A 24,022-nucleotide genomic window follows, 5' to 3' on the forward strand; every position below is an offset into this window, starting at 1 on the left:
GGACCAAACGGAGACGCCCGCATGCGCGGGCGTTGAAGCGTCAAAGCGTCGAACGACGCCGGCGCCGCCGTTCAGAACCGGTGCACGATGCCGACGCCGGCCGCGAACTGGCTGCGCGTCGACGACGGCGCCGCGTTGAAGCCGTCGCCGAGCGTCGCGGTCGCGGCGATGATCTGGCCGCTGCCGTTCGTGCCGAGTGTGGTGCCGTTCGCGCGCTGGTACGCCTCGAGCGCATAGAGTCCGGTGCGCTTCGACAACGCGTAGTACTGCGACAGGTTGAACTGCTGATACTGCGCGGCGCTCGTAATGCCGTTGGCCTTGGTCGCGCGCGTGAAGCTGTAGCCCGCGCCGAGATCCCAGGCGGTGCCCGGCTTCCAGTGCAGCACGATACCGCCGGTATTGAAGATCGCCGTCTGCGCGAACTTCGAGCCGGCGCCCGGGATGTACTGCACGTTCGAATAGGTCGCCGACACGTCCCATGCATTGTTGAACGCGTAGCTCGCACCGACCGCGAAGCGCTGTTGCGCCTGCGCCGTCTGATAGCCGTTCGTGAGCGCGGACACGCCCGCCTGCGCGCCGTTGTTCGAGGTCGTCGAATTCGCGCCGAACGCGCCGCCGCCGGGTGTCGAGTTGTTGATCCGCGAGAAGCCGACCGCCATCCCGAGCGGGCCGTTCGCGTACTGGATCGCGGTGGTCCAGGTCGAACCGGCGTTCATGCTGCCCGCGATGCCGCCGAGCGAATACGAGCCGCCGAACGTGAAGCCGTAGAGTTTCGGCGACGTGTATTCGATCGTATTGTTCGCGCGATAGATCGTATCGAGCCCGTCGATGTCGCCCGGATGCGCGCCGAAGAAGCCGGTCAGCCAATTGGTCGGACTGTACGGAGAAAGGAGCTGGTAGTAGGACGCGTACTGGCGGCCGAACGTCAGCGACCCATACGCGGGGTTCGTGAAGCCGACCCACGCCTGGCGGCCGAACATCGCGTCGGTGTACTGCTGCGCACCATTCGCGGAGTTGAGGCCCGACTCGAGCACGAACACGGCCTTCGTGCCGGCGCCGAGATCTTCCGAGCCCTTGACGCCGAAGCGGCTGCCGGCCCACACGCCGGTCGCCATCTTGACCGACGCATGGCCGCCGGCGGTGGAGCCGAGCGTCGTCTGGCTGCTCTGGTAGGCGATGCCGTTGTCGACGACGCCATAGAGCGTGATGCTCGACTGCGCGAACGCAGGCGAGGCGGCGAGCAGTGCGGCGCCGGCCGCGAGCGCGCGGCGGGCGGTACGACGATGTTTCATCGGGTGTCTCCTGATTGTTGTGGCGATACGGGGGCGGCGGCGCGGCGCGCCGCCGTCGTACAGCGGAAGCGGGTCAGCGGCGCGCGCGGTGTCCGGGCGGGCTCATGCGCGCGCAGATCGCGCGCGCGTTCATGCGGAGGGCTCCGTCAGGAACGCGACCATGCGGTCGCACACGCGCGCGAACATCTGTGTGCCGGTGACGGTGCGGCAGCCGCGTGCGCGCGCCGCTTCGATGAAGGGCGTCAATGGCGGCTTCGTGACGACGTCGCCGACGAACGTGGTGGCCGGCACGCGCGACACGTCGATAGGCAGTGGATCGTCCGCGCGCATACCCATCGGCGACGCATTGACGATCACGTCGAACGCCTCGGGCGCGACGTCCTCAGTGGCGATGCACACCGCGCCGCGCTGCAGTGCGGCGAGCCGTCCGACGAGTGCGCCGGCGCGCACGGCGTCGTTGTCGCGCACGTCGACAGACGCGGCGCCCGCCGTCACCAGCGCGTGGCCGATCGCCGAGCCGGCGCCCCCCGCGCCGACCAGCAGCGCGCGCTTCCCGCGCAGGTCGCAGCCGGCGTCGGCGAGCGCGGCGACGAAGCCGATGCCGTCGAACATGCCGCCGTGCCAGCCGCCGTCAGCCGTGCGGCGCAGCGTGTTCACCGCGCCGAGGAACGCAGCTTCGTCAGATAGGCTCGTGCAGAATGCGGCGGCGCTGAACTTGTGCGGCACGGTGACGATCACGCCGTCGACATTGCGCATTGGCGACACGCCCGCGAAGAACGCCGCGAGATGGTCCGGCGCGACATGCGCGGGGACCACGAGCGCATCGCGGCCGGCCTCGCGCAGCGCGGCCGTCACGCCGTTCGGCGAGCGCACCTGCGCGATCGGGTCGCCGACGATGAAGTGGATGCGCGTCGCGCCGCTCAGGCCTTCGTCGAGCGAAACGGGAACGGGCGCGGTCAGAGGGGAAGTCATGCTGTTTTCATCTCCAGGGTTGAACCGGCATCGTCATGCACAATGCCGAGCAGTCTTGCCTGCGTGGCCGCGTCCTGTTCGAGCGCGGCCGCGCTGCTTTCGTGGGCGACGCGGCCGTTGACGAGCACGTACGCGCGGTCGGCGATCGGCAGCACCATGTCGGCCTGGTGCTCGACGATCACCACGCTCGCGCGCTCGCGCAGCTTCACGACCGCGTCGAGCACTTCCTGCACGACGGCGGGCGCGAGCCCTTCGAACGGCTCGTCGAGCAGGATCGCCTTCGCGGGCGCCATCAACGCGCGCGCGATCGCCACCATCTGCCGCTCGCCGCCCGACAGGTGTTCGGCGCGCGCGTCCTTGCGGGTCGCGAGGCGCGGGAACAGCGCGAACATCTCGTCGACGCTCGCGCCGCCCTTGCGCGCGGCGAGCCGCAGGTTTTCCGCGACGGTGAGGTTCGGGAACAGCCTGCGGCCCTCGGGCACCATCGCGAGGCCGAGGCGGTTGATCTCGTGCGCGGGGCGGCCGGTGATGTCGTGGCCGTCGAACGTGATGCGCCCGGCCGTGACGTCGGCGACGCCGGTCGCGGCGCGCAGCGTCGTCGTCTTGCCGACGCCGTTGCGTCCGAGGATCGCGATCACTTCGCCTTCGTGCAGCGTGATGTCGATGCCGTCGAGGATCGTGTTGCCGGTGTAGCCCGCCTTTACGTTTTCGAGACGGAGCAGCGGCCGGCGCGCGGCTGCCGCCGCACCGTCGTGCGCGCGAGCTTCGTCGTCGCGCGCGGCGAGCCGCGCATCGACCGGCCGTTCGCCTTTCGCATGACCGAGGTACGCTTCGATCACTTCCGGATGGCGCGCAACCTCGGCGGGGGAGCCGTCCGCGATCAGACGGCCGCGATGCAGCACGCTGACGCGATCCGAGATGGTCAGCACGCGGTCGATGTCGTGCTCGATCAGCAGCACCGCATGATGGTTCGCGAGCTCGCGAATGATCGCGGCGACGCGCGCGCGATCGGCTTCGGCGAGACCGGCGAGCGGCTCGTCGAGCAGCAGTAGGCGCGCGCGCGTCGCGAGCGACAGCGCGATTTCGAGCAGGCGCTGCTCGCCGTGCGACAGGCTTTCGCACGCGTGCGCCGCGCGCTCGACGAGGCCGACTGCCGCGAGCAGCGACCAGGTCTGCGCATTCTGTTCGTCGAGCTTGTGCGCGTCGCGCCACAGGCCGAGGCGATCGTGCTGCGCGGCCTGCACGGCGACACGCACGTTCTCGAACGCGGTGAGGTTGCGGAACACGCTGAGGATCTGGAACGAGCGGCTCATGCCGAGCCGCACGCGCCGGAACATCGCGAGCTTCGTCACGTCGCGGCCGTCGAACGTGATCGTGCCGGCGCTCGGAGACAGCACGCCGGTCAGCATGTTGAAGAAGGTGGTCTTGCCCGCGCCGTTCGGGCCGATGAAGCTGTGCAGCCGGTACGGATGGACGTCGAGGTCGATCCGGTCGGCGGTCACCAGCGAGCCGAAACGCTTCGACAGGCCGCGCACGCTCAGCACCGGCGTAGCGGGATCGGAGTCGATGCGGCTTGCGCGATACGGTGCGATGACGTCGGGACGCGCGGGAATCGTGTCGCGCACGAGTGTCCAGCGCGACCGCCGCAGCACGCGCTGCACGATGCCGTGGATGCCTTCGGGCGAGAAGAACGCGAACGCGATGACGATCGGCGCGAAGATCAGCCACCAGTGCTCGGTGAGGCTGCTCAGCTTGTCCTCGAGCAGGATGAACGCGATCGCACCCCACAGCGGCCCGAGAAACTGGTGGACGCCGCCGAGCACGGTCATCAGCAGGCTGTCGCCCGCGTGTTCCCAGCTCAGGTTGTTCGCATACGCGCCCTGCAGCATCAGGCACAGCAGGCCGCCCGCATAGCCGATCACGGCCGCCGAGATCACGAAGGCGCGCAACTTGAGCCGGTAGGTGTCGTAGCCGAGGCTCGCCGCGCGCTGCTCGTTGTCGCGCAACGCCTGCAGCGCGCGCCCGAACGGCGCATGCACGATGCGCCACAGCAGCCAGGCGACGGCGATCACCGTCACGCACGCGAACACGTGGAAGGCGGCGGCCGTCGGGAAGGTCGGGCGCGGCACGTTCTGCAGGCCGTTTTCGCCGCCGGTCACGTCGGTCCACTTGAACGCGATCTCGAACGCGATCTGCGAGCAGGCGAGCGTGAGCAGCGAGAAGTACAGCCCGCGCCGGCGCAACACGATCGCGCCGATCAGCGCGGCCAGCACGGTCGTCACGATCACGCTGGCCGCGAGCGCGAGCACTTCGTTGCCAAGCACGTGCAGCAGCGACACGGCGACCAGATAGGTGGTCGTGCCGAAGAACACCGATGCGCCGAACGGCACCAGCCCCGTGTAGGCGACGAGCAGGTTCACGCCCATCCCGTACAGCGTGTAGATCGCGATCTGCGTCGCGCGTTCGAGCGGTGTGCCGGTCGCGGTGAGCGCGAGCGACACGGCGACCAGCGAGAGGGTGAGCACCGCGACCGGGTGCCAGGTCAGATGGCCGAGTTTCATTCGAAGCGCTCCCAGCGTTCGCCAAACAGCCCGCGAGGGCGTACCAGCAGGACGACGGCCATCAGCACGTACATCGCGACCGATGAGCCTTCGGGAAAGAACTGCACGGCCAGCGCGGTCACGATGCCGACCAGCAGGCCCGCGACCACGGCGCCCGCGAACGAGCCGAGGCCGCCGATCGTGACGATCACGAACGCGGGCATCACCGCGGCGGTCGCCATGCCCGGCGTGACCGTGAGCAGCGGCGCGGCCAGCACGCCGGCGGCGCCCGCGAGCAGCGCGCCGAGCGCGAACGCGCCGGTCAGCACGCGCGGCAGGTTGATGCCGAGCAGGCCGACCATCTCCGGATCGCGACTGCCCGCGCGCAGGATCCGCCCGTACGGCGTGTAGTTCATGAACCACCACAGCGCGACGAGGATCGCGACCGTCGCGCCGAGCACGAACAGCCGGTATTTCGTGATCAGCAGCGGCCCGTAGACGAGCAGGCCGCCGAGCGCGTCGGGCGGGCCGAACGGCAGGCCGCCCGCGCCCCACACGAGTCGCGTCAGCGCGGTAATCAGCAGCGACAGCGCGAACGTGACGATCAGGCTGAGCAGCGGCTCCTTGCCGTACAGCCGCCGGATGAAGACCACCTCGATCAGCACGCCGACCGCGGCGACGAGCAGCGGCGCGAGCACGACGGCCGCCCAGCCGAACTGCGTCGATAGCGCGATCGCGAAATACGCGCCGAGCGCGAACAGCGCGCCATGCGCGAAATTCACGATGCCCAGCAGCCCGCAGATGATCGACAGCCCGATCGCGAGCAGCACGTAAAGGAATCCCAGCACCAGTCCGTTGGCAACCTGGGACAACACCATTTCTGCCATGCCCATCTCCAGTGTGCGACCCGCCGGGCCAGCGCCGCGCCGTTTGGGCGCGGGGCGGGCAGCGTGCGCGGGATCCGCTCGAGGTTTGCCGGCGCATGCGCCGGCGAGGCGGCGGCGCGCCGTCAGCGCGCGGCCATCGTGCAGCCAATCTCCTGCCGCGTGCCGTACAGGCGGTCGAGTTCGGCAGGGTTCTGCGGCACGACGGAGATCGGGTCGAGCCAGTCCCATTTGTCGGCGATCCGGTCCTTCACCTTGAACACGGTCCAGCGCCGCAGCAGCTGGTGATCCCATGGACGGAAGTGCGCGGGGCCGCTGCCGTCGACGAGCTGCACGGTCTCGAGGCTCTGCACGATGTCCGCGCCGGACGTGCTTTTCGCCTGGTTGATCGCCTGCAGCAGCGCGCGCGTCGTGAACCAGCCGATCCATGCCTTGTCAGCGGGCGGCTTGCCGTACTTCGCCGTGTAGCGCTTGACGAACGCGACTTCGTCCGGCGAATGGCCGGGCGAGCTGAAGTGCCACGGCTTGCCGTAGTAGCCGGTGGCCGCATCGACGCTGATCGACCACAGATCCGAATCGCCGATGATCGGGCACGCGACCGGAATGCGGCCTTTCATGCCCATTTCCGCGTATTGCTTCAGGAACGTCGACAGGTCGCCGCCCGGCAGCCCGAGCAGCACGACGTCGGGCTTCGACTGGCGGATCTTCAGGATGAACGAGCTGAAATCGGTCGTGTTCAGCGGCGTGACGTCGGCGCCGGTCATCGTGCCGCCGGACTGCTTCAGCAGCTCGGACATCGAACGCTGGATGTCCTGTCCGTACGCGTAGTTCGCGACCAGGAAGTGCCATTTCCTGCCGATCGCGAACAGCGACGGCGCGAGCGCGCGGCAGGTGACGGGCGTCGGGCTTAGCACGCGGAACGTATACGGGTTGCAACTGCTGCCGGTCAGCTCGCGCGCGGCGGCGTTCGGCGCGATATACGGCGTTTTGGTGCGCCACGCGACCGACGACATCGCCAGCGACGTGCCGCTGTTGGTGCCGCCGATCACCGCGATCGCCTTGTCCTGCTCGACGAGCTTCTGCATGTTCTGCTGCGCCGACTGCGGATTGGGTTCGTCGTACCACACGAGATCGATGCGGCGGCCGCGCGCGTGGTTGCCTGCGTCGTCGAGCGCGAGCTTGACGCCGTTGGCGATCACTTCGCCCTGTTCGGTCCATACGCCCTGCTTGGCCATCAGCAGTCCGAGCCTCAGCGGCTGCTCGCCTTGGGCGCGCACGATCGCGGGCGCGGCGAGCGCCGCCGCGCCGCCCGCGAGCGCCTTGCCCGCGGTCACGAGCCACGCGCGTCGCGACGGCGCCGGGCTGTCGGATGCGTCGCGCCGATGGCTGGAAAGGGTGTCGTCCTGCTGGTGCTGGTCCGTCATCTGTCTGCGCTCCTGTTCCCGGTGATGGGTCGACGCCGCGCCATCGCGGCGCGCGGCAATTTTTTGGTGAACTCTAGTTCAAACTGGAATAGCATTCAACAATCAAAGACGATTTCAAGAAATCGGGGTATTCACCCGGTTGGTCGCGGACACGCGTCGTAAACCCGAAAAGGAGATGAAGCGATGGCAAGGAGACGGCTGGCAGTGATCGGTGCTGGTGCGATCGGACGGATGCATGTGGAGCGCGCGCGGGTGCATCCGCAGGTGGAGGTGGTGGCGATCGCGGACCCGTCGCCGGCAGCGGAGCAGTTCGCGCGCGCCGAGGGGTTGCGCTGGTTCGCCGACTACGCGGCGATGCTCGACGAGGTGCGTCCGGACGGCGCGATCGTCGCGACGCCGAATGCGACACACGTGGCGGTCGGCCTCGCATGTATCGCGCGCGGCGTCCCCGCGCTGATCGAGAAACCGGTGTCGGACAGCGTCGACGCGGCGGCTGCCATGAGCCGCGCCGCGCGCGAAGCCGGCGTGCCGCTGCTGGTCGGGCACCATCGTCGGCACAATCCGATACTGCGGCGTGCCCGCGAGATCGTGCAATCGGGTCGGCTCGGCCGGCCCGTCGCGGCCAATGCGCTCGCGACGTTCTACAAGCCCGACGCGTATTTCGACGTCGAGTGGCGCCGCCAGGCAGGCGGCGGCCCCGTGCTGATCAACCTGATTCACGACATCGACATCATGCGTTTCCTGCTCGGCGAGATCGTCGAAGTCTGCGCGCAGACCTCGAACGGCGTGCGCGGTTTCGACGTCGAGGACACGGCTGCGGTCCTGCTGCGCTTCGACAGCGGCGCGCTCGGCACGCTGGCCGTGTCGGACTGTGCGGTGTCGCCGTGGAACTGGGATCTCGCCGCGGGCGAGGCCGCGCACTATCCGCGCCAGCAGGTGAATACCCATTTCCTGATCGGCACCGATGCGTCGCTCACGCTGCCGCAGCTCGATCTCTGGGCGTATCGCGGCGCGAAGGGCTGGCACGAGCCGCTGACGGTCGAGCGCTGCACGCCGCACGACGCGGACCCTTACCACGAGCAGCTGCGCCATTTCGCGGCGGTGATCGCCGGCGACGAAGCGCCGCTGTGTTCGGCGGACGACGCGGCGCGCACACTCGCGGCGACGCTCGCCGTGCATCGCGCGGTGGCGGCGCGCACCGCGGTGGCGCCCGCCGCCGTCGCGAGCCTGAACAGGCCCTAGCGGCCGGCCGCGGCGAGCGCCGGCACGCCGTGGCGATAGAACGCGATGGTCTGCCGCAGGCCGTCGTCGAGCGCGGTGCGCGGCAGGCCCGGCAGCAACCGCGCGAGCGCGGGATCGTCGAGGAAGTCCGTCGCGATCGGCAGCGGCGGCCCGTCGGCATCGATGTGCGCATCCGGCGCGAGGGCCGCGATCCGCTCGATCAGCGTGGTCACCGGCGTGATCTCGCCGGCCAGCGTGAACGCGTGCGCGCCGTCGAAGTCGTGCAGCAGCGCGGCCTCGTACGCAGCCGCGACATCGTCCGCGTAGACGAGGCCCGTCGTGCCACTGAACGGAATCGTATAGCGCTCGCCGCGTGCGGCCGCGCGGCATGCGAGGCTCGGCCCGGCGCTCGAGCCGGTCTCGCGTCCGGCGCCGTAGACCACCAGCGGGCGGAAGCCGACGCTTGCGATCCCGTGGTCGTGCCAGTACGCACGCGCCGAGCCTTCGCACGCGAGCTTGAACGCGCCGTAGTGGGTCTGCGGCAGCGGCACCGCGCCGTCGTCCGGGCCGAACACGCCGGCGCTGCTCGCATAGAGCACGCGCCGCAGCCCGGCCGCGCGAGCGGCCTCGAACACGTTCAGCGTGCCGATCAGGTTGACTTGCGCGCCACGCACCGGGTCGGCCGCACAGGCGGGCGTGAGGATGCCGGCGAGATGGATCACCGCGTCGCAGCCGTCGAGCGCGCGTGCGGTGGCCGCCGCATCGGCGACGTCGCCCGTGCGCCAGCGCACCGCCGCGGCGCGCGCGGGTGCGAGCGCGTCGACCAGGCGCGGGTTCGCGCCCACGTCGAAGCTCACGCAGTCGATGCCGCGTGCCAGCAGCCTCCTGATGATCCACGCGCCGAGAAAACCGCTGCCGCCCGTTACCAGTACCCGCATTGTCGTGCCTCCCTGTCGTCACAAAGTCTTTGCGAAACTCGAATTAGTGGAATAGTATTCCACATCGAAAGAACATTCCACAAACGTCGCGATGACATCGCATCCGGCGTTGGGGACACTGAACGGGCATAGCGAACATGAAGCGTGAACCGATACTCGACTGCGACGTGCTGGTGCTGGGCTCCGGCGCGGGCGGGCTCGCGGCGGCGGTGACGGCGGCCGCGCGGGGCCTGCGCGTGATCGTCGCGGAGAAGGAGGCCGTGTTCGGCGGCACGACCGCGTGGTCGGGCGGCTGGATGTGGATTCCGCGCAATCCGCTCGCGACGCGCGCGGGAATCCGCGAGGACATCGATGCGCCGCGCACCTATCTGAAGCACGAACTGGGCGCGCACTACGACGCCGACAAGGTCGATGCGCTGCTCGAACGCGGCCCGGAGATGGTCGCGTTTTTCGAACGGCATACGGCCGTGCGCTTCATCGACGGCAACCGCATTCCCGATTTCCATACGACGCCGGGCGCCGGTGCGGGCGGGCGCTCGGTCTGCGCGATGCCGTTCGACGGCCGCGAGCTAGGCCCGCTGATCGACAAGCTGCGCGAGCCGCTGTCGGTCACGACGATCAGGGGGATGGCGCTCGCGTCCGGGCAGGATCTCGCGCACTTCTATCGCGCGACGCGCTCGCCGAAGTCGGCGCTGTACGCGAGTCGCCGGCTGGCTGCGTTCGCGTGGCACAAGCTGCGCCACGGACGTTCGATGCATCTCGTCAACGGCAATGCACTCGTCGCTCGGCTGCTGAAATCGGCGGCCGATCGCGGCGTCGACCTGCGCACGCATGCGAAAGCGATCGGCCTGATGCGCGACGCCGAACGCGTGACCGGCGCGCGGGTCGAGATCGACGGCGTCGTGCACGAGGTACGCGCAGCGCGCGGGGTCGTGCTTGCGTGCGGCGGCTTTCCGCACGATCCGGCGCGGCGCGCGCAGACTTTCGCGTATACGCCGTCCGGGCGCGAACACTGGTCGGCAGCGCCGCTCTGCAATACCGGCGACGGCATCCGGCTCGGCGAAGCGGTCGGCGCGCATTTCGACCAGACGCTCGATGCGCCGGCCGCGTGGGCGCCCGTGTCGCTGGTGCCGCAAGCGGGCGCCGCCGCCGTTGCATTTCCGCACCTGATCGAGCGCGCGAAACCGGGCGTGATCGCGGTGACGCGCGCAGGCCGGCGCTTCGTGAACGAGGCGTCGTCGTATCACGACTTCATCTCCGCGCTGCTGGATACGACCCCCGCCGGCGACGAAGTCTGCGCATGGCTGATTTGCGACCACCGTTTCCAGCGGCGTTACGGGCTCGGTTTTTCGAAACCGCGGCCGTTCCCGGTCGGCCCGTACCTGCGTTCCGGCTACCTGAAGCGCGGCGCGACGCTCGATGCGCTGGCTCACGCGTGCGGGATCGATGCGCGTGCGCTCGCGGACACGGTGGCCGCGTACAACCAGTATGCGAAGCAGGGCGCCGATCCGGCGTTTCACAAAGGCTCGACGCCGTACAACCGCGTGCAGGGCGATGCGGCGCATCGGCCGAATCCGTGTCTCGCGCCGATCGAGGCGGGGCCGTTCTATGCCGTGAAGCTATTGCCCGGCAGCCTCGGCACGTTCGCGGGCCTCGCGACCGACCGCGATGCGCGCGTGCTCGATCGAAGCGGCGCGGCGATCGCCGGCCTCTACGCGGTCGGCAACGATGCAGCCAGCATGATGGGCGGCTGCTATCCGAGCGGCGGCATCACGCTCGGGCCTGCGATGACCTTCGGCTATCTCGCCGCGCTTTCTCTTGCCGACGCCGCGCCCGATGGCGCGCGCCCCGGCGTCGATTCATCCTCGAGGACAATGCAATGACACTGTATGACGTAGTGACGCTTACGGTGAAGATCGGCGCGAATGCGCGGGTCTTCGAAGGGATCCAGGCAAGCGGCGATCCGCAGGGCGGCAGGCTGCTCGGCTGCTGGTATTCCGACATCGGCACGCTCGGCCAGGTGCTGGTGCTGCGCGGCTATGCGTCGGAAGCCGCACTGGTCGCCGAGCGCAAGCGAATGCTGCTCGAAGGCAACCCGTTCGGCTGCGGCGACGCCATCGTCGACGTGAAGACGGGCAGCTACGCGCTGTTCCCGTTCCTGCCGCCGATCGAGCCGGCCGTGCACGGCGGCATCTACGAGATGCGCGTGTACGGCACGAAGCTCGGCAGCCTGCAGCAGACGATCGACGTGTGGGAACAGGCCGTGCCGGAACGTATCAAGCGCTCGCCGCTGGTCGGCGCGATGTATGCGCTCGACGGCGACGTGCCGCGCTTTCTGAACATCTGGCCGTATGCGAGCGTGGACGAGCGTTCGCGCATTCGGGCGGAAGCGGTCAAGGACGGCATCTGGCCGCCGAAGGGCGGCCCGGCGCACCTGACGACGATGGCCTCGACGATCTGTGTGCCCGCGCCGTTTTCGCCGCTGCGCTGAACGTGACGCAATGACGATCAAGGAGACGACATGACCCAGCCTCAATCCCGCGCGCTGTCGCTGTCGGCGCTGACCGTGCTCGAACTGAATCCGCCGCAGATGGTGCAATGCGCAGTCGACGCGGGCTACGACTACGTCGGCCTGCGCCTGCTGCCGGCCACCGATACCGAGGTCCGCCACGCGATTGTCGGCGACACGCCGCTGCGGCGCGAGACGCTGGCGGTCCTGCGCGATACGGGCATGCGCGTGCTCGACGTCGAAATCGCACGTCTGAAGGCCGATACCGACGTGACGGACTACCTGCCGATGCTCGAAACGGCCGCGGAACTTGGCGCGCGCTACGTGCTCGTCGCGGGCAACGATCCCGACGAAGCGCGCACCGTCGAGCGGCTCGGCCGTCTGTGCGATCTCGCCGCGCCGCTCGGCCTGTCGCCGTCGCTGGAGCCGATGCCGTGGACCGACGTGAAGGATCTCGACATCGGCGCGCGCATCGTCGATGCATGTGGCCGTCGCAACACCGGGCTGATCGTCGATCCAATCCACTTCGACCGCGCGGGGTCGTCGCTCGACACGTTGAGCGCGTTGCCGCGCCACTACTTCGGCTACGTGCAGTTCTGCGATGCGCCGGCCGAGCGGCCGACCGACGTCGACACGCTGCTGTTCCAGGCGCGCTGCGCGCGGCTGATGCCGGGTGACGGCGGCCTCGATCTGACGGGCATCCTGCGCGCGCTGCCCGCGCACCTGCCGGTGAGCGTCGAGGTGCCGAACCAGCAATGGGCGAACACGACCCCTGCGGTGGCGCGCGCGCGCCGGCTGCGCGAAGCGACACGCGCGGTGATCGACGCGGCGGCCGTGCCGGCCTGAGCGCGCGGCGGCAACGACGGGCCGGGCTTCACCTGCGGCGTAACGCCCGCGTGTGGCCCGGGCATTCGACGCGACGACAACAACGATACTCCGGAGACATTCGATGACTTCCTCGCAAGCGGCCGCTCGGCCACGACCTCATATTAATCAGTATCGCGAAACGGATCGGATCGAGCCGCTCGACGTCCAGTACTTCCTCGACGCGCAACCGGTCGGCCGCTTCCAGTGGCTGGTTCTGCTGTTATGCATGCTGATCGTGATGCTGGACGGGCTCGACACGGTGATGATCGGCTTTATCGCGCCGTCGATTTCAAGCGCATGGGCGATTCCGCGCGACGCGCTCGGCCCTGTGATGAGCGGCGGCCTGCTCGGCCTCGCGTTCGGTGCGCTCACCGCCGGCCCGATGTCCGACCGCTTCGGACGCAAGACGGTGATGGTCGGCGCGGTGCTGTTCTTCGGGATATGGAGCGTGGCGTCCGCCTTTGCGACCGGCGTCGCGTCGCTGACGGTGCTGCGCTTCCTGACCGGCATCGGCCTGGGCGCGTCGATGCCGAACGCGGCCACGCTGATGGCCGAATATGCGCCGCCGCGGCGCCGGGCACTGATGGTGACGGCGGTGTTCTGCGGCTTCACGTTCGGCGCGGCGGGCGGCGGCTTCGTGAGCGCATGGCTGATCGAGACCTGGGGCTGGCATTCGGTGCTGCTGCTGGGTGGCGTGCTGCCGGTCGCCTACGTGCCGGTGCTCGCGAGATGGCTGCCCGAATCCGCACGCTATCTTGCGCTGAAGGAGAGCCGGCGCGTGCGTCTGGTCGGCGTGCTGAACCGCGTGCAGCCCGGCATCGCCGATGAGCGCACGCGTTTCGTGTCGCACGAACCGGCGCGCGACGCGCGCAGCCCGGTGCGGGCGATCCTGTCGCGCGAGCATGCGTTCGGCACGGTGATGCTGTGGATCTGCTATTTCGCGGGCCTGCTTACCGTCTACCTGCTCGGCAACTGGCTGCCGACGCTGATTCGCGGGCTCGGGTTTTCGCTGGGCGAGGCGGCTGTCGTCGGCGCGCTGTTCCAGGCCGGAGGCACGGTCGGCTCAGTGCTGATCGGCTGGCAGATGGATCGCTTCAATCCGCACCGCGCGCTCGGCGCGACCGTGCTGGCGGGTGGCGCGCTCGCATGGTACATGGGCGCGTCGGCCCATTCGTTCGCGGTCATCTGCGTGCTGGCGCTTGGCATCGGCTATTGCATGAACGGCTCGAATACCGGCTTTTGCGCGCTCGCGGCCGGCTCCTACCCGACCGAGATGCGCGCGACCGGCACGAGCTGGATGCTCGGCGTCGGCCGCTTCGGCGGCATTGCGGGCGCGATGCTGGGTGCGGCGATGCTGCACGCGAACTGGAGCTTCGGGCAGGTGTTCGCGGCGCTCGCGGTGCCAGCGGCGGTGGGCGGCGCGGCGGTGCTGCTCAAGGGCGCGCGTCATCGCGGCACCTTCGTGCCCGTCAGCGTGAGCGCGGGCCACTGAGCGCGCGTCGCGGGAGCGTTCGCTCGAGGATCTGCTTGAGTTCCAGTATGGAATTGTGTTCTCATTTGCCATCACGATACGAATGAGAAGGCGCTATGGCAGGAAATCTCGAGCGTGCGCTCGCAGTGCTGGAATTGCTGGCAAAGAACGGCGGCCGCATGTCGCTGGCCACCATTGCCGATACGCTTAATATTCCGCGCAGCGGTACGCATCGACTGCTGTCGATGCTGATCGACGAAGGCTTCGTGCGGCAGGATAGGGAGCATGGTGAGTACATGCTTGCGCTGAAGCTGGTATCGCTTGCGCTGATCTACCTGTCGACGAGTGGGGTGTTCGACATTTCGCAGCCGGTGCTCGACCGATTGGCCGAGGCGTCCGGCGAACTGGCGCGGCTCGGTGTGGTCGAAGACGATCACATCACCTTCGTCGGCAAGGCACAGGGCGCGAAGTCGGGGCTGCGCTACGACCCCGACATGGGCAGCCAGCCGCCGCTGCATTGCACCGCAAGCGGGCAGGCCTGGCTTGCCACGCTGCCGGACGAACGTGCGCTCGAGCTGGTGTCGAAGCAGGGCGGGCTTGGTGCAAAGGCGCAGAATGTGCCGCGGGCGCCGAAGACGATCCAGCAGTTCTTGAAAGATCTGAAGGGCGCGCGTGAGCGCGGCTACGGAGTCGCGATCGAGACCTACGAGATCGGCATGACGTCGATCGCTGCCGCAGTACGCAATCCGGTCACGAACGAGGTGGTCGGGATCGTCAGCCTGGCCGGCCCGACGAGCCGCCTGCCGGAGTCACGGCTCAAGGAACTTGCGCCGTTGCTGCTTCAGGCGGCGTCGGACATGAGTGCAGCTACGCTGGGTTCTCCACTGTTCAAACGGGCGGGTGCTGCCGGCGTGCCCGCGAAGTTGGCAGCGGACCCGGTGAGTAGGCCGAGAACGTCGACGCGCAAGCGAGGGGCGAGGGATTGATGAGATGAACGGCGGTGTCGAAACGCTCCTTTTCGTAACGAGGGCGACACGACCGACGTGCCGCTGCTCATCCGGGGGCTGTGGTCGCTCTGTTTACGGAGCTGTGGATCGCGCCCCGTCATGACTTCGGCTGAGGCGCTGCGACATCTGAATCCGCGTATGGCACGCATGCCAGCATTGTGGTGGCTCGCCGCGAGCGTCCGAACGCAACCCAGTCCGTAAGGGCGCTGTTAGGTGACATTTTGGCCGGAAACTGCTCGCATCTTTTGCGGTTAGGGCGTTGCCGTCGATACCAGAACGCGGGGCGCCAAACATGGGCAGGATTGTGGGTAGGCGGCTATCTGCGCCTGCGGGAGTCTCACCTGGCGGATCTCCGCGAGCGATACTTGCAGTCGGCTGCCTTCCGCCATAAGGGCTTCGGCCCCGTTTCCACTTCTTCCGCCGGCGTCATCCAGATCGCTGATTTGAAAGCGGTTTATGCGTAACGGCCTGCGCGCGACGATCCTTGACGTCCCGCCGGGCTCCCTCACGAAGTGTGGGAGGCATGTGGGTTTGTGGCCAGCGCGAGCAATCGCCGACCGATCAGAACTTGTGCGTGAGCCCGACGATGACGCCGCGCGCGGTCGCGCCCGGCGTGACGTCGACGCCTGAGTACTCCGTGCCGTTCAGTCCATACGCAGCCCGTCTGCGATTGTCGATTAGCCCCGCGGCGACATAGAGAATCGACGATTTCGACAGCAGATACTCGTATGCGAGGCCGAATTGCTGTGCGTTGTTGCCGTTGCCGGTGCGATCGTGCAGATAGCCATACAGCGCGGCGACCTCGTTGGTCGGGTTGATTTGCCACGAGACCGACGCCGACCAGGTCGCCTCGTTCTGGCTGTGGTCGGTTTGCGTTTCGGTGTGATAGACGAGGTAGAAGCGCGCGGCGGCGACCTTCAGCGACGTGGCCGCCGTGAACACGTTCTGCACCGATGTTCCGGCTGCGTTGTCCTGCCGGTCGTAGCCGGCCGCGATGTGCCACGGACCGTTGACGTATTTGACAACCACGTTGTACGACTGCAGGCCGTTCGACGGCGTAGTCGTCGAGTCGCGCATCGCCACGAGAAACTGCGCAGTGAGTCCGTGCCACGCCGGCGTGAACCACGTGATCGCATTGCTCGCGCGCACCGACACGTCGTCGAAGTCGTTCAGCGGCGACGCGATCGACTTCGCAGCCAGCGGATCGATTTCGCCGTCGAGATACTGATATTGCGGCTTCTTCTGCCGGCCGATCCTCAATTCGCCGAAGCGCCCGGACATGCCGACCCATGCGAGGCGATTGAAGGCATCCGCCGAATTCTGCGGTGCGCCGTTGACCGCCGAAAAACCTTGCTCCAGCTGGAAGTTCACCCGGAGCCCGCCGCCGAGGTCTTCGTGTCCAACGAACCCGTAGACGGTCGCGAAGAGCCCGCCCGACGATGCGCGGACAACGTGTCCCGCACCACCGCTCTGATATTCGATGCCGTTATCGACGACGCCATAGAGCGTGACCGACGACTGCGCGTGAGCGGCCTGATACGCGCACGCCGACAGCATGACGACTGCTGCGAGAGAAGTCCTTTTCATTTGTCTCCGTCTGTTTTTTTTCGGCCTGGCTGCGCTTCGCGAACCGGGCAATGCGAGCGTTCGTTGTTGTGTACGGCGGATGATAGAAACCTCGCACGATCCAAGTCTCTGTAGAAACGATGCTTTCGCTGGTACTTTTTTTCGGGGTGCGTTACCGCGCTCGCGAAAAGTGCCAGCGAATCTGCAATTTTTGTAGGGACGGCGCCTTGCCCTGTGCCTATCGTTCTGTCTGCAAGCCGATCGCCGGCGCTGGCATTTCCGCTTCAGCCAACGGCGACGGTCCACCATGCGGAGACGATGTTGATCAGGAAAGTCCCTCTCAAGATTGCAATCGCGGAATATCCGCATACGGCGGCGATCCGTAACGGCTCGATTCCGATCGAAGGCGTGCAGGCCGAATTCGTGACGGTCAAACCGCAGATCGGCGCATTCCGACGGATGGTGCGCGACGTCGAATTCGACGTGTGCGAGCTCGCGCCAACTACTTACCTCATTGCGCGCGCGTTCGGAGCGCCGTTCGTCGCGTTGCCGGTTTTCGTCACGCGTACGTTCCATCATGGCGGGCTGCTCGTGCGCCCGGACGCGAATGTCCGCACGCCGAACGACCTGGAAGGCAAGAAAGTGGGCGTGCGGGCGTACTCGGTGACGACCGGCGTATGGACCCGGCAGGTCCTGATCGACGAATACGGCGTCGACGTGTCGAAGGTCACGTGGGTCGTCGACGACGAGGAGCATGTGACGCAGTTGAAGCTGCCGCCGAACGTCGTCCACGCGGCAAACGGTACGTCGCTCGCCGACATGATGGCGAGCGGCGAGCTCGCGGCCGGCTTTGCCGCGGCGGTGGGCATCGGCCGCACCGGCAATCCGACCGGCGGCTGGAAGGAGGTGGAGGCGGATTACCCGGAGCTGTTCCCGAACGCACGTGAACTGGAGGCGGACTACTACGCGTGCACTGGCATCTATCCGATGCACGGCACGATCGTCGTGAAGGACTCCGTACTTGGCGAGCACCCGTGGATTGCAAAGTCGCTATATGACGCGTTCGCTCAGGCAAAAAAGGAATGGCTTGCGCGTCTCGATGCGGGCGAAGTCGCCGGTCCGAGCGACAACAAGTACCTGCGTATGCGCGAGATCGTCGGGCACGACCCGCTGCCGTACGGGCTGCACGACAACATCAAGACTATCGAGGCGCTCGAAGCGACGGCGTTCAAGCAGGGGCTGACGCCGCGGCGCATGTCGATTGACGAGCTGTTCGTCGACCCGCAAGCGTAACGCACCCCGGAGACCGGCATGGTCTCTTCGGTAAGACGGCAAGGCAGCCGCACCCGGCGCAGATTCGAGCCGGAACGTTGGCAAGTGGTCCGGCGCGCGCATTGCTCATCTCGCCGGACGCGTAGCAATGCAGGGCGAACCATGAAGACAAGGCAGATGGAGACAGCAAAACCAGGGCACCGCAGCGGTTCGAACCATTGGTTCATCCTCGGGCTCCTTGCACTCGGCGTACTGATTTCGTTCGTCGATCGCAGCAGCATTTCGAGCGCATTGGCAGATGCGAGTTTCGTGACGCGATTTTCGCTGACGAGTATCGATCGCGGGTGGATCAATGCAGCGTTCTTCTGGTCCTACGGCCTGTTCCAGGTACCGATGGGCTGGGTAGCCGACCGCTACGGCGTGAAGTGGCCGTATGCAATCTGCTTTGCGCTGTGGTGCATCGCGACTGCGCTCACGGGTGCCGTGTCGACGCTCGCAGGCCTTGTCGTGATGCGGCTCGTGATTGGTGTGGCCGAAGCGATCGTGATTCCGGCGAGCTACCGCTGGATTCGCAATAACTTTGACGAACGCCGCAACGGGCTCGCGGTCGGGCTGCTTGCGATGGGCAATAAGCTCGGGCCGGCGATCGGCGCGCCGGTAGCCGCGTGGGTGATCGTCGCGTGGTCGTGGAAGGCGATGTTCGTCGCGACAGGGTTGCTGGGATTGTTGTGGCTCGCGCCGTGGTTGCTGCTCGTGCGAAACGACCTGCCGAGCCGCGAGTCGCTGAGGCACGCCCGCCGTACGGCGCGCTCGGTATCGCTCGGCAGCGTTCTTGCAAGTCCGGTCGTGTGGGGCGGCATGATCACGAACTTCTGCTACGGCTACTTTACGTTCTATTCCATGACGTGGATGCCCGCGTACCTCGTCGAGCAGCGCGGACTGTCGCTTGCGCAGTCGGGGCTCTACACGTTCTTCAGCTTCGTCGGCATCGCGGTCGTCGCCGCGCTGGCCGGGTGGGCCGCGGATCTCGTAATTGCGCGCGGCGGCAACCCGCTCGTCGTACGCAAGAGCTTCACGATCGCCGGCTTCTGCGGCGGCAGCACCGTACTGCTCGGCGCGTACGCGCATTCGCTCGACATGGCGCTGTTCTGGAACGTGCTGTCGCTGTCGTTGCTCGGCTTCACAACTGCAAACAATCTCGTGCTGTCGCGGCTCACGCTGATTCCGCGCGAAGCGATCGGACTCGTGACCGGCGTGCAGCAGGTCGCGACGAGCCTTGCCGGCGGCGTCGCGGCGAGTCTGTCCGGGTGGCTTCTGCACGTCAGCAACAGCTACGACCTGCCGATGATGGTGATCCTCGTGTTCTTGCTGATCGGCGCAGTCGCGACGCTGACGCTGTTTCGCCCTGAATGGGCGCCGAAGGTCAGCATGGCGCCGCGCCCGTTGCGCGAGGCGTAACCGTCGCCGACCACAGGAATTTTTCCGGATTTCCTTTCGGATAAACGTAACGGCGGGTGATCCCGCGGTATTGGACTGGATATTTCATACATGGCGAAAATCGTATTCGGGATGGCGGTGCCCCATAGCGGCATGCTGGGGCAGGCGCCGGAGGACTGGCTCAAGAACGGCGAACGCGACCGCGCGAACCCTGAATTGTGGTTCCGTAACCGGACATGGACCTATCCCGAACTCGAAGCGCATCGCGGTGCCGCGTTCGAGCCGTATCTGACGCTCGAGGAGCGCCGCGCGCGTGCGGCGCGCTGCCGGGCGGCGCTCGACGCGATGGCCGCTGCGTATCGCGACGCACGCATCGACGTCGCGATCATCCTCGGCAAGGACCAGAAGGAAATCTTCACGCATCAGTCGCCGTCGATTGCGATCTACAGCGGCGCTGAAGTGCATAACGGGCCGCCCCAGCGTGCGGTCTATGCGCCGGATCGGCACGTCACACACCGCTGTCATCCGCAACTCGCCGCCTGGCTCATCGAACGGTTTCAGCGCGAGGGCTTCGACCTCACCGACCTGTTCGCATGGCCCGACAATGTATGGATGAAGCCGTTGCCCGACTATCCCGTGGTACCGCACGCATACAGCTTCGTGTACCACCAGATCATGAGCGACGATCCGCCGCCTCACGTACCGGTGCTGATGAACTGCTTCTATCCGCCGACCCAACCGTCGATGTCGCGCTGTATCGCATTCGGCGACGTGCTGCGCGACGCGCTGAACGCGTGGCCGGAGGACGTGCGGATCGGCATTTTCGCGTCCGGCGGCCTGTCGCATTTCGTGAACGACGAGGAGTTCGACCACCGAATCCTGAAAATGCTCGCCGACTACGACTACGACGGCCTTGCGGCGATCGACAACCGTGCGTATCAGTCCGGCACGTCCGAAATCAAGCTCTATGCGAGCGTGATGAAAGCGATGGAAAAGACCGGCGCCCCGATGACGCTGGTCGACTACGTTCCGTGCTGGCGTACACCGGCCGGCACCGGCGAGGGAATGGGCTTCATGTACTGGCGCGCAGCCGACTGAGCCGCCGGCATTCATGTCGACGAGAGAAACGTCGTTTGCCGGCACTCGCACGTTGCCGGACGATGCAGACCGATGTGATCCTCACTACAAAATGGAGACGGTTACTGTGTGTTCTTCGCTTCAGATAAAACGAAAACCGCTGTCGTTTGCAGCGTTTGCCGTGGCCGCTGCGTTCGTTTCGGCAGCCGGAGCAGCGACCGACGGTTCGAAAGGGGACTTGTTGCTTTACCGCATCGGCCCCACGACGTCGGAACTGTACATCGCGAATGCCGATGGCAGCGACGAACACCGGTTGATCGCGTCCGGCGGCTTCGACTACCACGGTTCGTTTTCGCCGGACGGCAAATGGGTCGTGTTCACGTCGGAGCGCGACGGTCTTGGTCATGCAAGCCTGTATCGCGTGCGGATAGACGGGACCGGCCTGCAGCGTTTGACGGACTGGACCGGTGTGAGCGATGCGGCCGTCTACGACCCGGCCGATCCGGACGTGATTGCATTTGTATCGTCGCGTCGCGATAACGACACCTGGGGCACGACCAACATCTGGACGCTGAACCTGAAGACTGGCGCCTTGCACAACGTGACGGGCGACATCCGCTTCGATCCGGACAAGCCGCATAGCTTCTTCCGGCCGTCGTGGTCGCCGGACGGCAAATGGATCGCGTTTTCTTCCGATCTCGGCACCGAGTGGCGCGGTCACAACTTGCCGGTTGGCTGGGAGCGCACGCAGGAAACGGCCATCTATGAGATTCGTCCGGACGGTACGGGATTCCGACAGATCGCGGCGCGTGCGGGCTACGCCGACGGATCGCCGTCGTGGTCGAACGACGGCAAGCAGATCGTGTTTTATGAAACCCCGGTGGAATCGACCTGGGGTGCGCACCGCCCGGAAGCGATCGGCAAGGTGAGCTCGCAGATCGTGCAGGTGGACGTCGCGACCGGCGTGCGCAAGCAGCTGACCGATACGCCGGGATTCAAGGTGTTCCCGCAATATGTTGGCGCGACCGACGTCGCATATCACGTCAAGAACGGCGCAGCCGAAGGGTTGTATACGACCGGCGGGCAGTCCCGTGCGACGGCGGGCAGCGGTATTCGCTCGCCGCGTTATTCGGCGGACGGCAAGAAGGTTGTCTACGAGAAAGTCGTGTACAGCAAACCGTTCCACCCGAACGGTATGCCGCTATATCGCTTCGATCCGCAATGGAACTATCGCTTCGTCGACGTGTTCCCGCAGTTGTCGCGCGACGGAAAATCGCTCGTGTACACGGAGAAGGCGGTCGGCTCGTCGATCGTCGTCGCGGATACCGACTTCAGTCATGCGCGCCACATCTACGATCCGGCGACGAGCGGTCTGGATCCCAAGCTGGTCGCAATGGGCCTCGCGGGTGCGTTCCAGCCGACGTGGTCGCCGGACAAGCAGTGGGTTGCGTTTGGCGTGGGCAGCTGGTTCTTCACGCGAGCCCATATGCCCGGCCGCATCGCGCGCATCAGGGCCGACGGCAGCATGAACGGCAAGCCGGAGATCCTGACCGACGGCAAGGAGAACGCGGGCTTCCCGAGCTATTCGCCGGACGGCACGCGCATCGTCTATCGCGTGTGGAGCGAGACCGACAAGGGCCTGCGAATTCTCGATCTGAACACGCGTAAGACGATGGTGCTGACCACCGAGCCCGACAATCTCCCCGGCTGGTCGCCGGACGGCACGAGGATCGTGTTCACGCGCAAGGAGGTGAACCCGAACGACGCGAACAAGTTTCACTTCGACGTGTACACGATCAAGCCGGATGGCACCGACGTGCGCCGCTTGACGCCGCCGGGCGCCAACCAGGCTCACGCGACGTGGACATGGGACGGGCGCATCGCGTACAGCTCGGGCGAGTACGGATTTCGCGACGAGCTGTCGCTGTACGACGACACGTTCCAGCCGGACGGCCAGAACTGGGTGATGAATGCGGACGGTAGCGACCGGCATGCGATTACCGATACGCTGTGGGAAGACTCGATGCCGCTTTATATTCCGAAGCTTTAAAGCGGTTCGTGCTGGGTCTCGGGCACTGCGGGTTCGACGCGCAGTGCCTTTTTTTATTGGCGTTGCCATATTGGTCGGAAATCGAGCGACAAGAGCATTTGAATACGCTGCTGCGCGTCGTTGTGCCGATATGGGCGGTCAGGCTCGACTCAATTACGGAGTCAACGTCGCCCGCAATCGTTCGATTCTGGCGGTCGGCGGTCCGGTCCGCCCGACGTGCCCAACGGAGCGGCCAGCGGCAAAGACCTTGATGAGGTCTACGCTCGCAAGGTCATGTCGGAGAAGCGCGTCACGCTGTCGTAACAAGGACGCAATTGCCGATGCAGGCAGCGGCGTCCGGGGCTGCCCGGCGAAAGCAACGTCGCAATCGGCGATTCGGTGTCCGGCGCGATCCGGGGCATCGACGTAGAACGCGGCCGGCAATCGTCGGCAGGCGACGTGGCAGCGCTTCAGAACTTGTGCACGACTCCGAAAATCGCACCGCGTGCATTCGATCCCGGCGCAACCGTCACGCCTGCATAGGCAGTGCCGTTCAGCGCGAACGCGGCCTTGTTGCGATTGTCGATGAATGCGGCCGACACATACAGCGTGGTCCGCTTCGACAGGTAATGCTCGTAAGTCATGCCGACTTGCTGGGCATTGTTGCCGTTGCCCGTGCGGTCATGAACGTAACCGTACATCAGCACGAGCTGATCGGCCGGGCCGAACAGCCAGGAGCCCGAGGCTTCGTACGAGTCGCGCTTCACGCTGTTGTCCGTCTGCTTCTCGGTGTGGTATGCGCCGAAAAGCCGGGCGTTGCCGATGCCGTACGACACACCGGCGTTGAACACCTTCAGCGTCGATGTTCCTGACGCGTTCTGCGCCTGCTCGTATCCGGCGGCAATGCGAAACGGACCATTCTCATAGCGCGCAGCCGCGTTATAGAACTGGATACCGTTGGTCGGCTTCGTCGCCGAATCACGCATCGCCACCATGAACTGCGCGGTCAGCCCGTGAAAGTTCGGCGTGAAATACGCGATCGCGTTGCTGACGCGAATCGTCAGGCTGTTGAAATTGAGCATCGGCGAGCCCATGCTCATCACCGCAACGGGATCGAGCTCCGGATTCAGGAAGATGTATTGCGGCGTGTTTTGCAAGCCGAAGCGTAGTTCGCCGAATCCGCCGGATAGTCCGATCCATGCCTGGCGATTGAAAGCCGCGGTTCCGTTCGCGGCGGCGCCTGACACGCCGGAAAATCCCTGCTCGAGCTGAAAGTTCACATGCAAGCCGCCACCGATGTCTTCGCTGCCTTTGAACCCGTACCGGCTCGCGAACAGGCCGCCGGAGGTCATCCGTGCGACGGCGCCGTTGCCGCCGTTCTGGTATTCGATCGCGTCATCGATGACGCCATAGAGCGTCACTGACGACTGGGCAAGGACAGGCTGCATCAGTGCAGCCGACATCGCGCCGGCTAAAGCGACAAGAGGTTTGCGCATCGTGCGTTCCATGTTGTTCA

Annotated in this window: 18 protein-coding genes; 10 read left to right on the forward strand and 8 right to left on the reverse strand. The window is 66.5% G+C overall.

Features of this window, described 5'->3' with window-relative positions:
• Nucleotides 1-71 precede the first annotated feature (71 nt).
• From NP80_RS06290 to NP80_RS06310, 5 genes are all read right to left on the reverse strand, one after another.
• Entirely contained in the window at nucleotides 72-1,292 is a 1,221-nt protein-coding gene (locus NP80_RS06290) for a porin (protein WP_006412041.1), read from the reverse strand.
• Between the two features lie 129 nt (nucleotides 1,293-1,421).
• Nucleotides 1,422-2,264 (reverse strand): shikimate dehydrogenase family protein, encoded by an 843-nt coding sequence (locus NP80_RS06295; RefSeq protein ID WP_006403974.1) that lies wholly within the window; start codon nucleotides 2,262-2,264, stop codon nucleotides 1,422-1,424.
• Nucleotides 2,261-4,825, reverse strand: a complete 2,565-nt coding sequence (locus NP80_RS06300) for a branched-chain amino acid ABC transporter ATP-binding protein/permease (protein WP_006412044.1) — start codon at nucleotides 4,823-4,825, stop codon at nucleotides 2,261-2,263. The genes NP80_RS06295 and NP80_RS06300 overlap by 4 nt, the downstream gene beginning before the upstream one ends.
• Complete coding sequence (locus NP80_RS06305) at nucleotides 4,822-5,691, reverse strand: branched-chain amino acid ABC transporter permease (RefSeq protein ID WP_045593240.1); 870 nt, start codon at nucleotides 5,689-5,691, stop codon at nucleotides 4,822-4,824. The genes NP80_RS06300 and NP80_RS06305 overlap by 4 nt, the downstream gene beginning before the upstream one ends.
• 122 nt (nucleotides 5,692-5,813) lie before the next feature.
• On the reverse strand, nucleotides 5,814-7,112 hold the full coding sequence (locus NP80_RS06310) for an ABC transporter substrate-binding protein (RefSeq protein ID WP_045593243.1): 1,299 nt from the start codon (nucleotides 7,110-7,112) through the stop codon (nucleotides 5,814-5,816).
• Between the two features lie 183 nt (nucleotides 7,113-7,295).
• On the opposite strand from NP80_RS06310, the gene NP80_RS06315 reads away from it, so the two are divergent.
• Nucleotides 7,296-8,354, forward strand: a complete 1,059-nt coding sequence (locus tag NP80_RS06315; protein WP_045593244.1) for a Gfo/Idh/MocA family protein — start codon at nucleotides 7,296-7,298, stop codon at nucleotides 8,352-8,354.
• Here NP80_RS06315 and NP80_RS06320 read toward each other — a convergent pair.
• The gene (locus NP80_RS06320; RefSeq protein WP_045593246.1) at nucleotides 8,351-9,271 is read right to left on the reverse strand and encodes an NAD-dependent epimerase/dehydratase family protein; all 921 of its coding nucleotides are present in this window, start codon (nucleotides 9,269-9,271) and stop codon (nucleotides 8,351-8,353) included. The genes NP80_RS06315 and NP80_RS06320 overlap by 4 nt on opposite strands.
• A gap of 137 nt (nucleotides 9,272-9,408) precedes the next feature.
• Between NP80_RS06320 and NP80_RS06325 the strand changes: the two genes are divergently transcribed.
• The 5 genes from NP80_RS06325 (at nucleotide 9,409) to NP80_RS06345 (ending at nucleotide 15,104) form a co-directional block, all read left to right on the forward strand.
• Nucleotides 9,409-11,154 (forward strand): FAD-dependent oxidoreductase, encoded by a 1,746-nt coding sequence (locus NP80_RS06325; RefSeq protein ID WP_045593248.1) that lies wholly within the window; start codon nucleotides 9,409-9,411, stop codon nucleotides 11,152-11,154.
• Nucleotides 11,151-11,762 (forward strand): NIPSNAP family protein, encoded by a 612-nt coding sequence (locus tag NP80_RS06330; RefSeq protein WP_006399652.1) that lies wholly within the window; start codon nucleotides 11,151-11,153, stop codon nucleotides 11,760-11,762. The genes NP80_RS06325 and NP80_RS06330 overlap by 4 nt, the downstream gene beginning before the upstream one ends.
• Before the next feature lie 30 nt (nucleotides 11,763-11,792).
• On the forward strand, nucleotides 11,793-12,626 hold the full coding sequence (locus tag NP80_RS06335; RefSeq protein WP_045593250.1) for a sugar phosphate isomerase/epimerase family protein: 834 nt from the start codon (nucleotides 11,793-11,795) through the stop codon (nucleotides 12,624-12,626).
• Between the two features lie 103 nt (nucleotides 12,627-12,729).
• On the forward strand, nucleotides 12,730-14,139 hold the full coding sequence (locus tag NP80_RS06340) for an MFS transporter (protein WP_006403965.1): 1,410 nt from the start codon (nucleotides 12,730-12,732) through the stop codon (nucleotides 14,137-14,139).
• A gap of 95 nt (nucleotides 14,140-14,234) precedes the next feature.
• A complete protein-coding gene (locus tag NP80_RS06345; RefSeq protein WP_006399656.1) occupies nucleotides 14,235-15,104 on the forward strand; it encodes an IclR family transcriptional regulator in 870 nt (289 codons plus the stop codon).
• Between the two features lie 582 nt (nucleotides 15,105-15,686).
• On the opposite strand, the gene NP80_RS06350 is transcribed toward NP80_RS06345, so the two are convergent.
• Nucleotides 15,687-16,712 (reverse strand): porin, encoded by a 1,026-nt coding sequence (locus tag NP80_RS06350; RefSeq protein WP_006399658.1) that lies wholly within the window; start codon nucleotides 16,710-16,712, stop codon nucleotides 15,687-15,689.
• A 297-nt stretch (nucleotides 16,713-17,009) separates the two neighbouring features.
• Between NP80_RS06350 and NP80_RS06355 the strand changes: the two genes are divergently transcribed.
• From NP80_RS06355 to NP80_RS06370, 4 genes are all read left to right on the forward strand, one after another.
• Nucleotides 17,010-17,984 (forward strand): PhnD/SsuA/transferrin family substrate-binding protein, encoded by a 975-nt coding sequence (locus NP80_RS06355; protein ID WP_045593252.1) that lies wholly within the window; start codon nucleotides 17,010-17,012, stop codon nucleotides 17,982-17,984.
• 141 nt (nucleotides 17,985-18,125) lie between these two features.
• Complete coding sequence (locus tag NP80_RS06360; RefSeq protein WP_006403963.1) at nucleotides 18,126-19,421, forward strand: MFS transporter; 1,296 nt, start codon at nucleotides 18,126-18,128, stop codon at nucleotides 19,419-19,421.
• A 90-nt stretch (nucleotides 19,422-19,511) separates the two neighbouring features.
• The gene (locus NP80_RS06365) at nucleotides 19,512-20,498 is read left to right on the forward strand and encodes a DODA-type extradiol aromatic ring-opening family dioxygenase (protein WP_006399668.1); all 987 of its coding nucleotides are present in this window, start codon (nucleotides 19,512-19,514) and stop codon (nucleotides 20,496-20,498) included.
• A gap of 13 nt (nucleotides 20,499-20,511) precedes the next feature.
• A complete protein-coding gene (locus tag NP80_RS06370; protein WP_226823155.1) occupies nucleotides 20,512-22,527 on the forward strand; it encodes a hypothetical protein in 2,016 nt (671 codons plus the stop codon).
• Nucleotides 22,528-22,976: 449 nt separating this feature from the next.
• Here NP80_RS06370 and NP80_RS06375 read toward each other — a convergent pair whose 3' ends face one another.
• On the reverse strand, nucleotides 22,977-24,014 hold the full coding sequence (locus NP80_RS06375) for a porin (protein WP_226823153.1): 1,038 nt from the start codon (nucleotides 24,012-24,014) through the stop codon (nucleotides 22,977-22,979).
• Nucleotides 24,015-24,022 lie beyond the last annotated feature (8 nt).

Source organism: Burkholderia multivorans ATCC BAA-247, from assembly GCF_000959525.1.
Classification (GTDB): domain Bacteria; phylum Pseudomonadota; class Gammaproteobacteria; order Burkholderiales; family Burkholderiaceae; genus Burkholderia; species Burkholderia multivorans.

Bases quoted from the DNA above. Each gene is read 5' to 3' on its own strand.
- NP80_RS06325 (WP_045593248.1), top strand. From the start codon at position 9,409: ATGAAGCGTGAACCGATACTCGACTGCGACGTGCTGGTGCTGGGCTCC.
- NP80_RS06350 (WP_006399658.1), bottom strand. From the start codon at position 16,712: ATGAAAAGGACTTCTCTCGCAGCAGTCGTCATGCTGTCGGCGTGCGCG.
- NP80_RS06320 (WP_045593246.1), bottom strand. From the start codon at position 9,271: ATGCGGGTACTGGTAACGGGCGGCAGCGGTTTTCTCGGCGCGTGGATC.
- NP80_RS06300 (WP_006412044.1), bottom strand. From the start codon at position 4,825: ATGAAACTCGGCCATCTGACCTGGCACCCGGTCGCGGTGCTCACCCTC.
- NP80_RS06335 (WP_045593250.1), top strand. From the start codon at position 11,793: ATGACCCAGCCTCAATCCCGCGCGCTGTCGCTGTCGGCGCTGACCGTG.
- NP80_RS06365 (WP_006399668.1), top strand. From the start codon at position 19,512: ATGGCGAAAATCGTATTCGGGATGGCGGTGCCCCATAGCGGCATGCTG.
- NP80_RS06360 (WP_006403963.1), top strand. From the start codon at position 18,126: ATGAAGACAAGGCAGATGGAGACAGCAAAACCAGGGCACCGCAGCGGT.
- NP80_RS06310 (WP_045593243.1), bottom strand. From the start codon at position 7,112: ATGACGGACCAGCACCAGCAGGACGACACCCTTTCCAGCCATCGGCGC.
- NP80_RS06375 (WP_226823153.1), bottom strand. From the start codon at position 24,014: ATGGAACGCACGATGCGCAAACCTCTTGTCGCTTTAGCCGGCGCGATG.
- NP80_RS06340 (WP_006403965.1), top strand. From the start codon at position 12,730: ATGACTTCCTCGCAAGCGGCCGCTCGGCCACGACCTCATATTAATCAG.
- NP80_RS06315 (WP_045593244.1), top strand. From the start codon at position 7,296: ATGGCAAGGAGACGGCTGGCAGTGATCGGTGCTGGTGCGATCGGACGG.
- NP80_RS06355 (WP_045593252.1), top strand. From the start codon at position 17,010: ATGTTGATCAGGAAAGTCCCTCTCAAGATTGCAATCGCGGAATATCCG.
- NP80_RS06345 (WP_006399656.1), top strand. From the start codon at position 14,235: ATGGCAGGAAATCTCGAGCGTGCGCTCGCAGTGCTGGAATTGCTGGCA.
- NP80_RS06370 (WP_226823155.1), top strand. From the start codon at position 20,512: ATGTCGACGAGAGAAACGTCGTTTGCCGGCACTCGCACGTTGCCGGAC.
- NP80_RS06330 (WP_006399652.1), top strand. From the start codon at position 11,151: ATGACACTGTATGACGTAGTGACGCTTACGGTGAAGATCGGCGCGAAT.
- NP80_RS06295 (WP_006403974.1), bottom strand. From the start codon at position 2,264: ATGACTTCCCCTCTGACCGCGCCCGTTCCCGTTTCGCTCGACGAAGGC.
- NP80_RS06290 (WP_006412041.1), bottom strand. From the start codon at position 1,292: ATGAAACATCGTCGTACCGCCCGCCGCGCGCTCGCGGCCGGCGCCGCA.
- NP80_RS06305 (WP_045593240.1), bottom strand. From the start codon at position 5,691: ATGGCAGAAATGGTGTTGTCCCAGGTTGCCAACGGACTGGTGCTGGGA.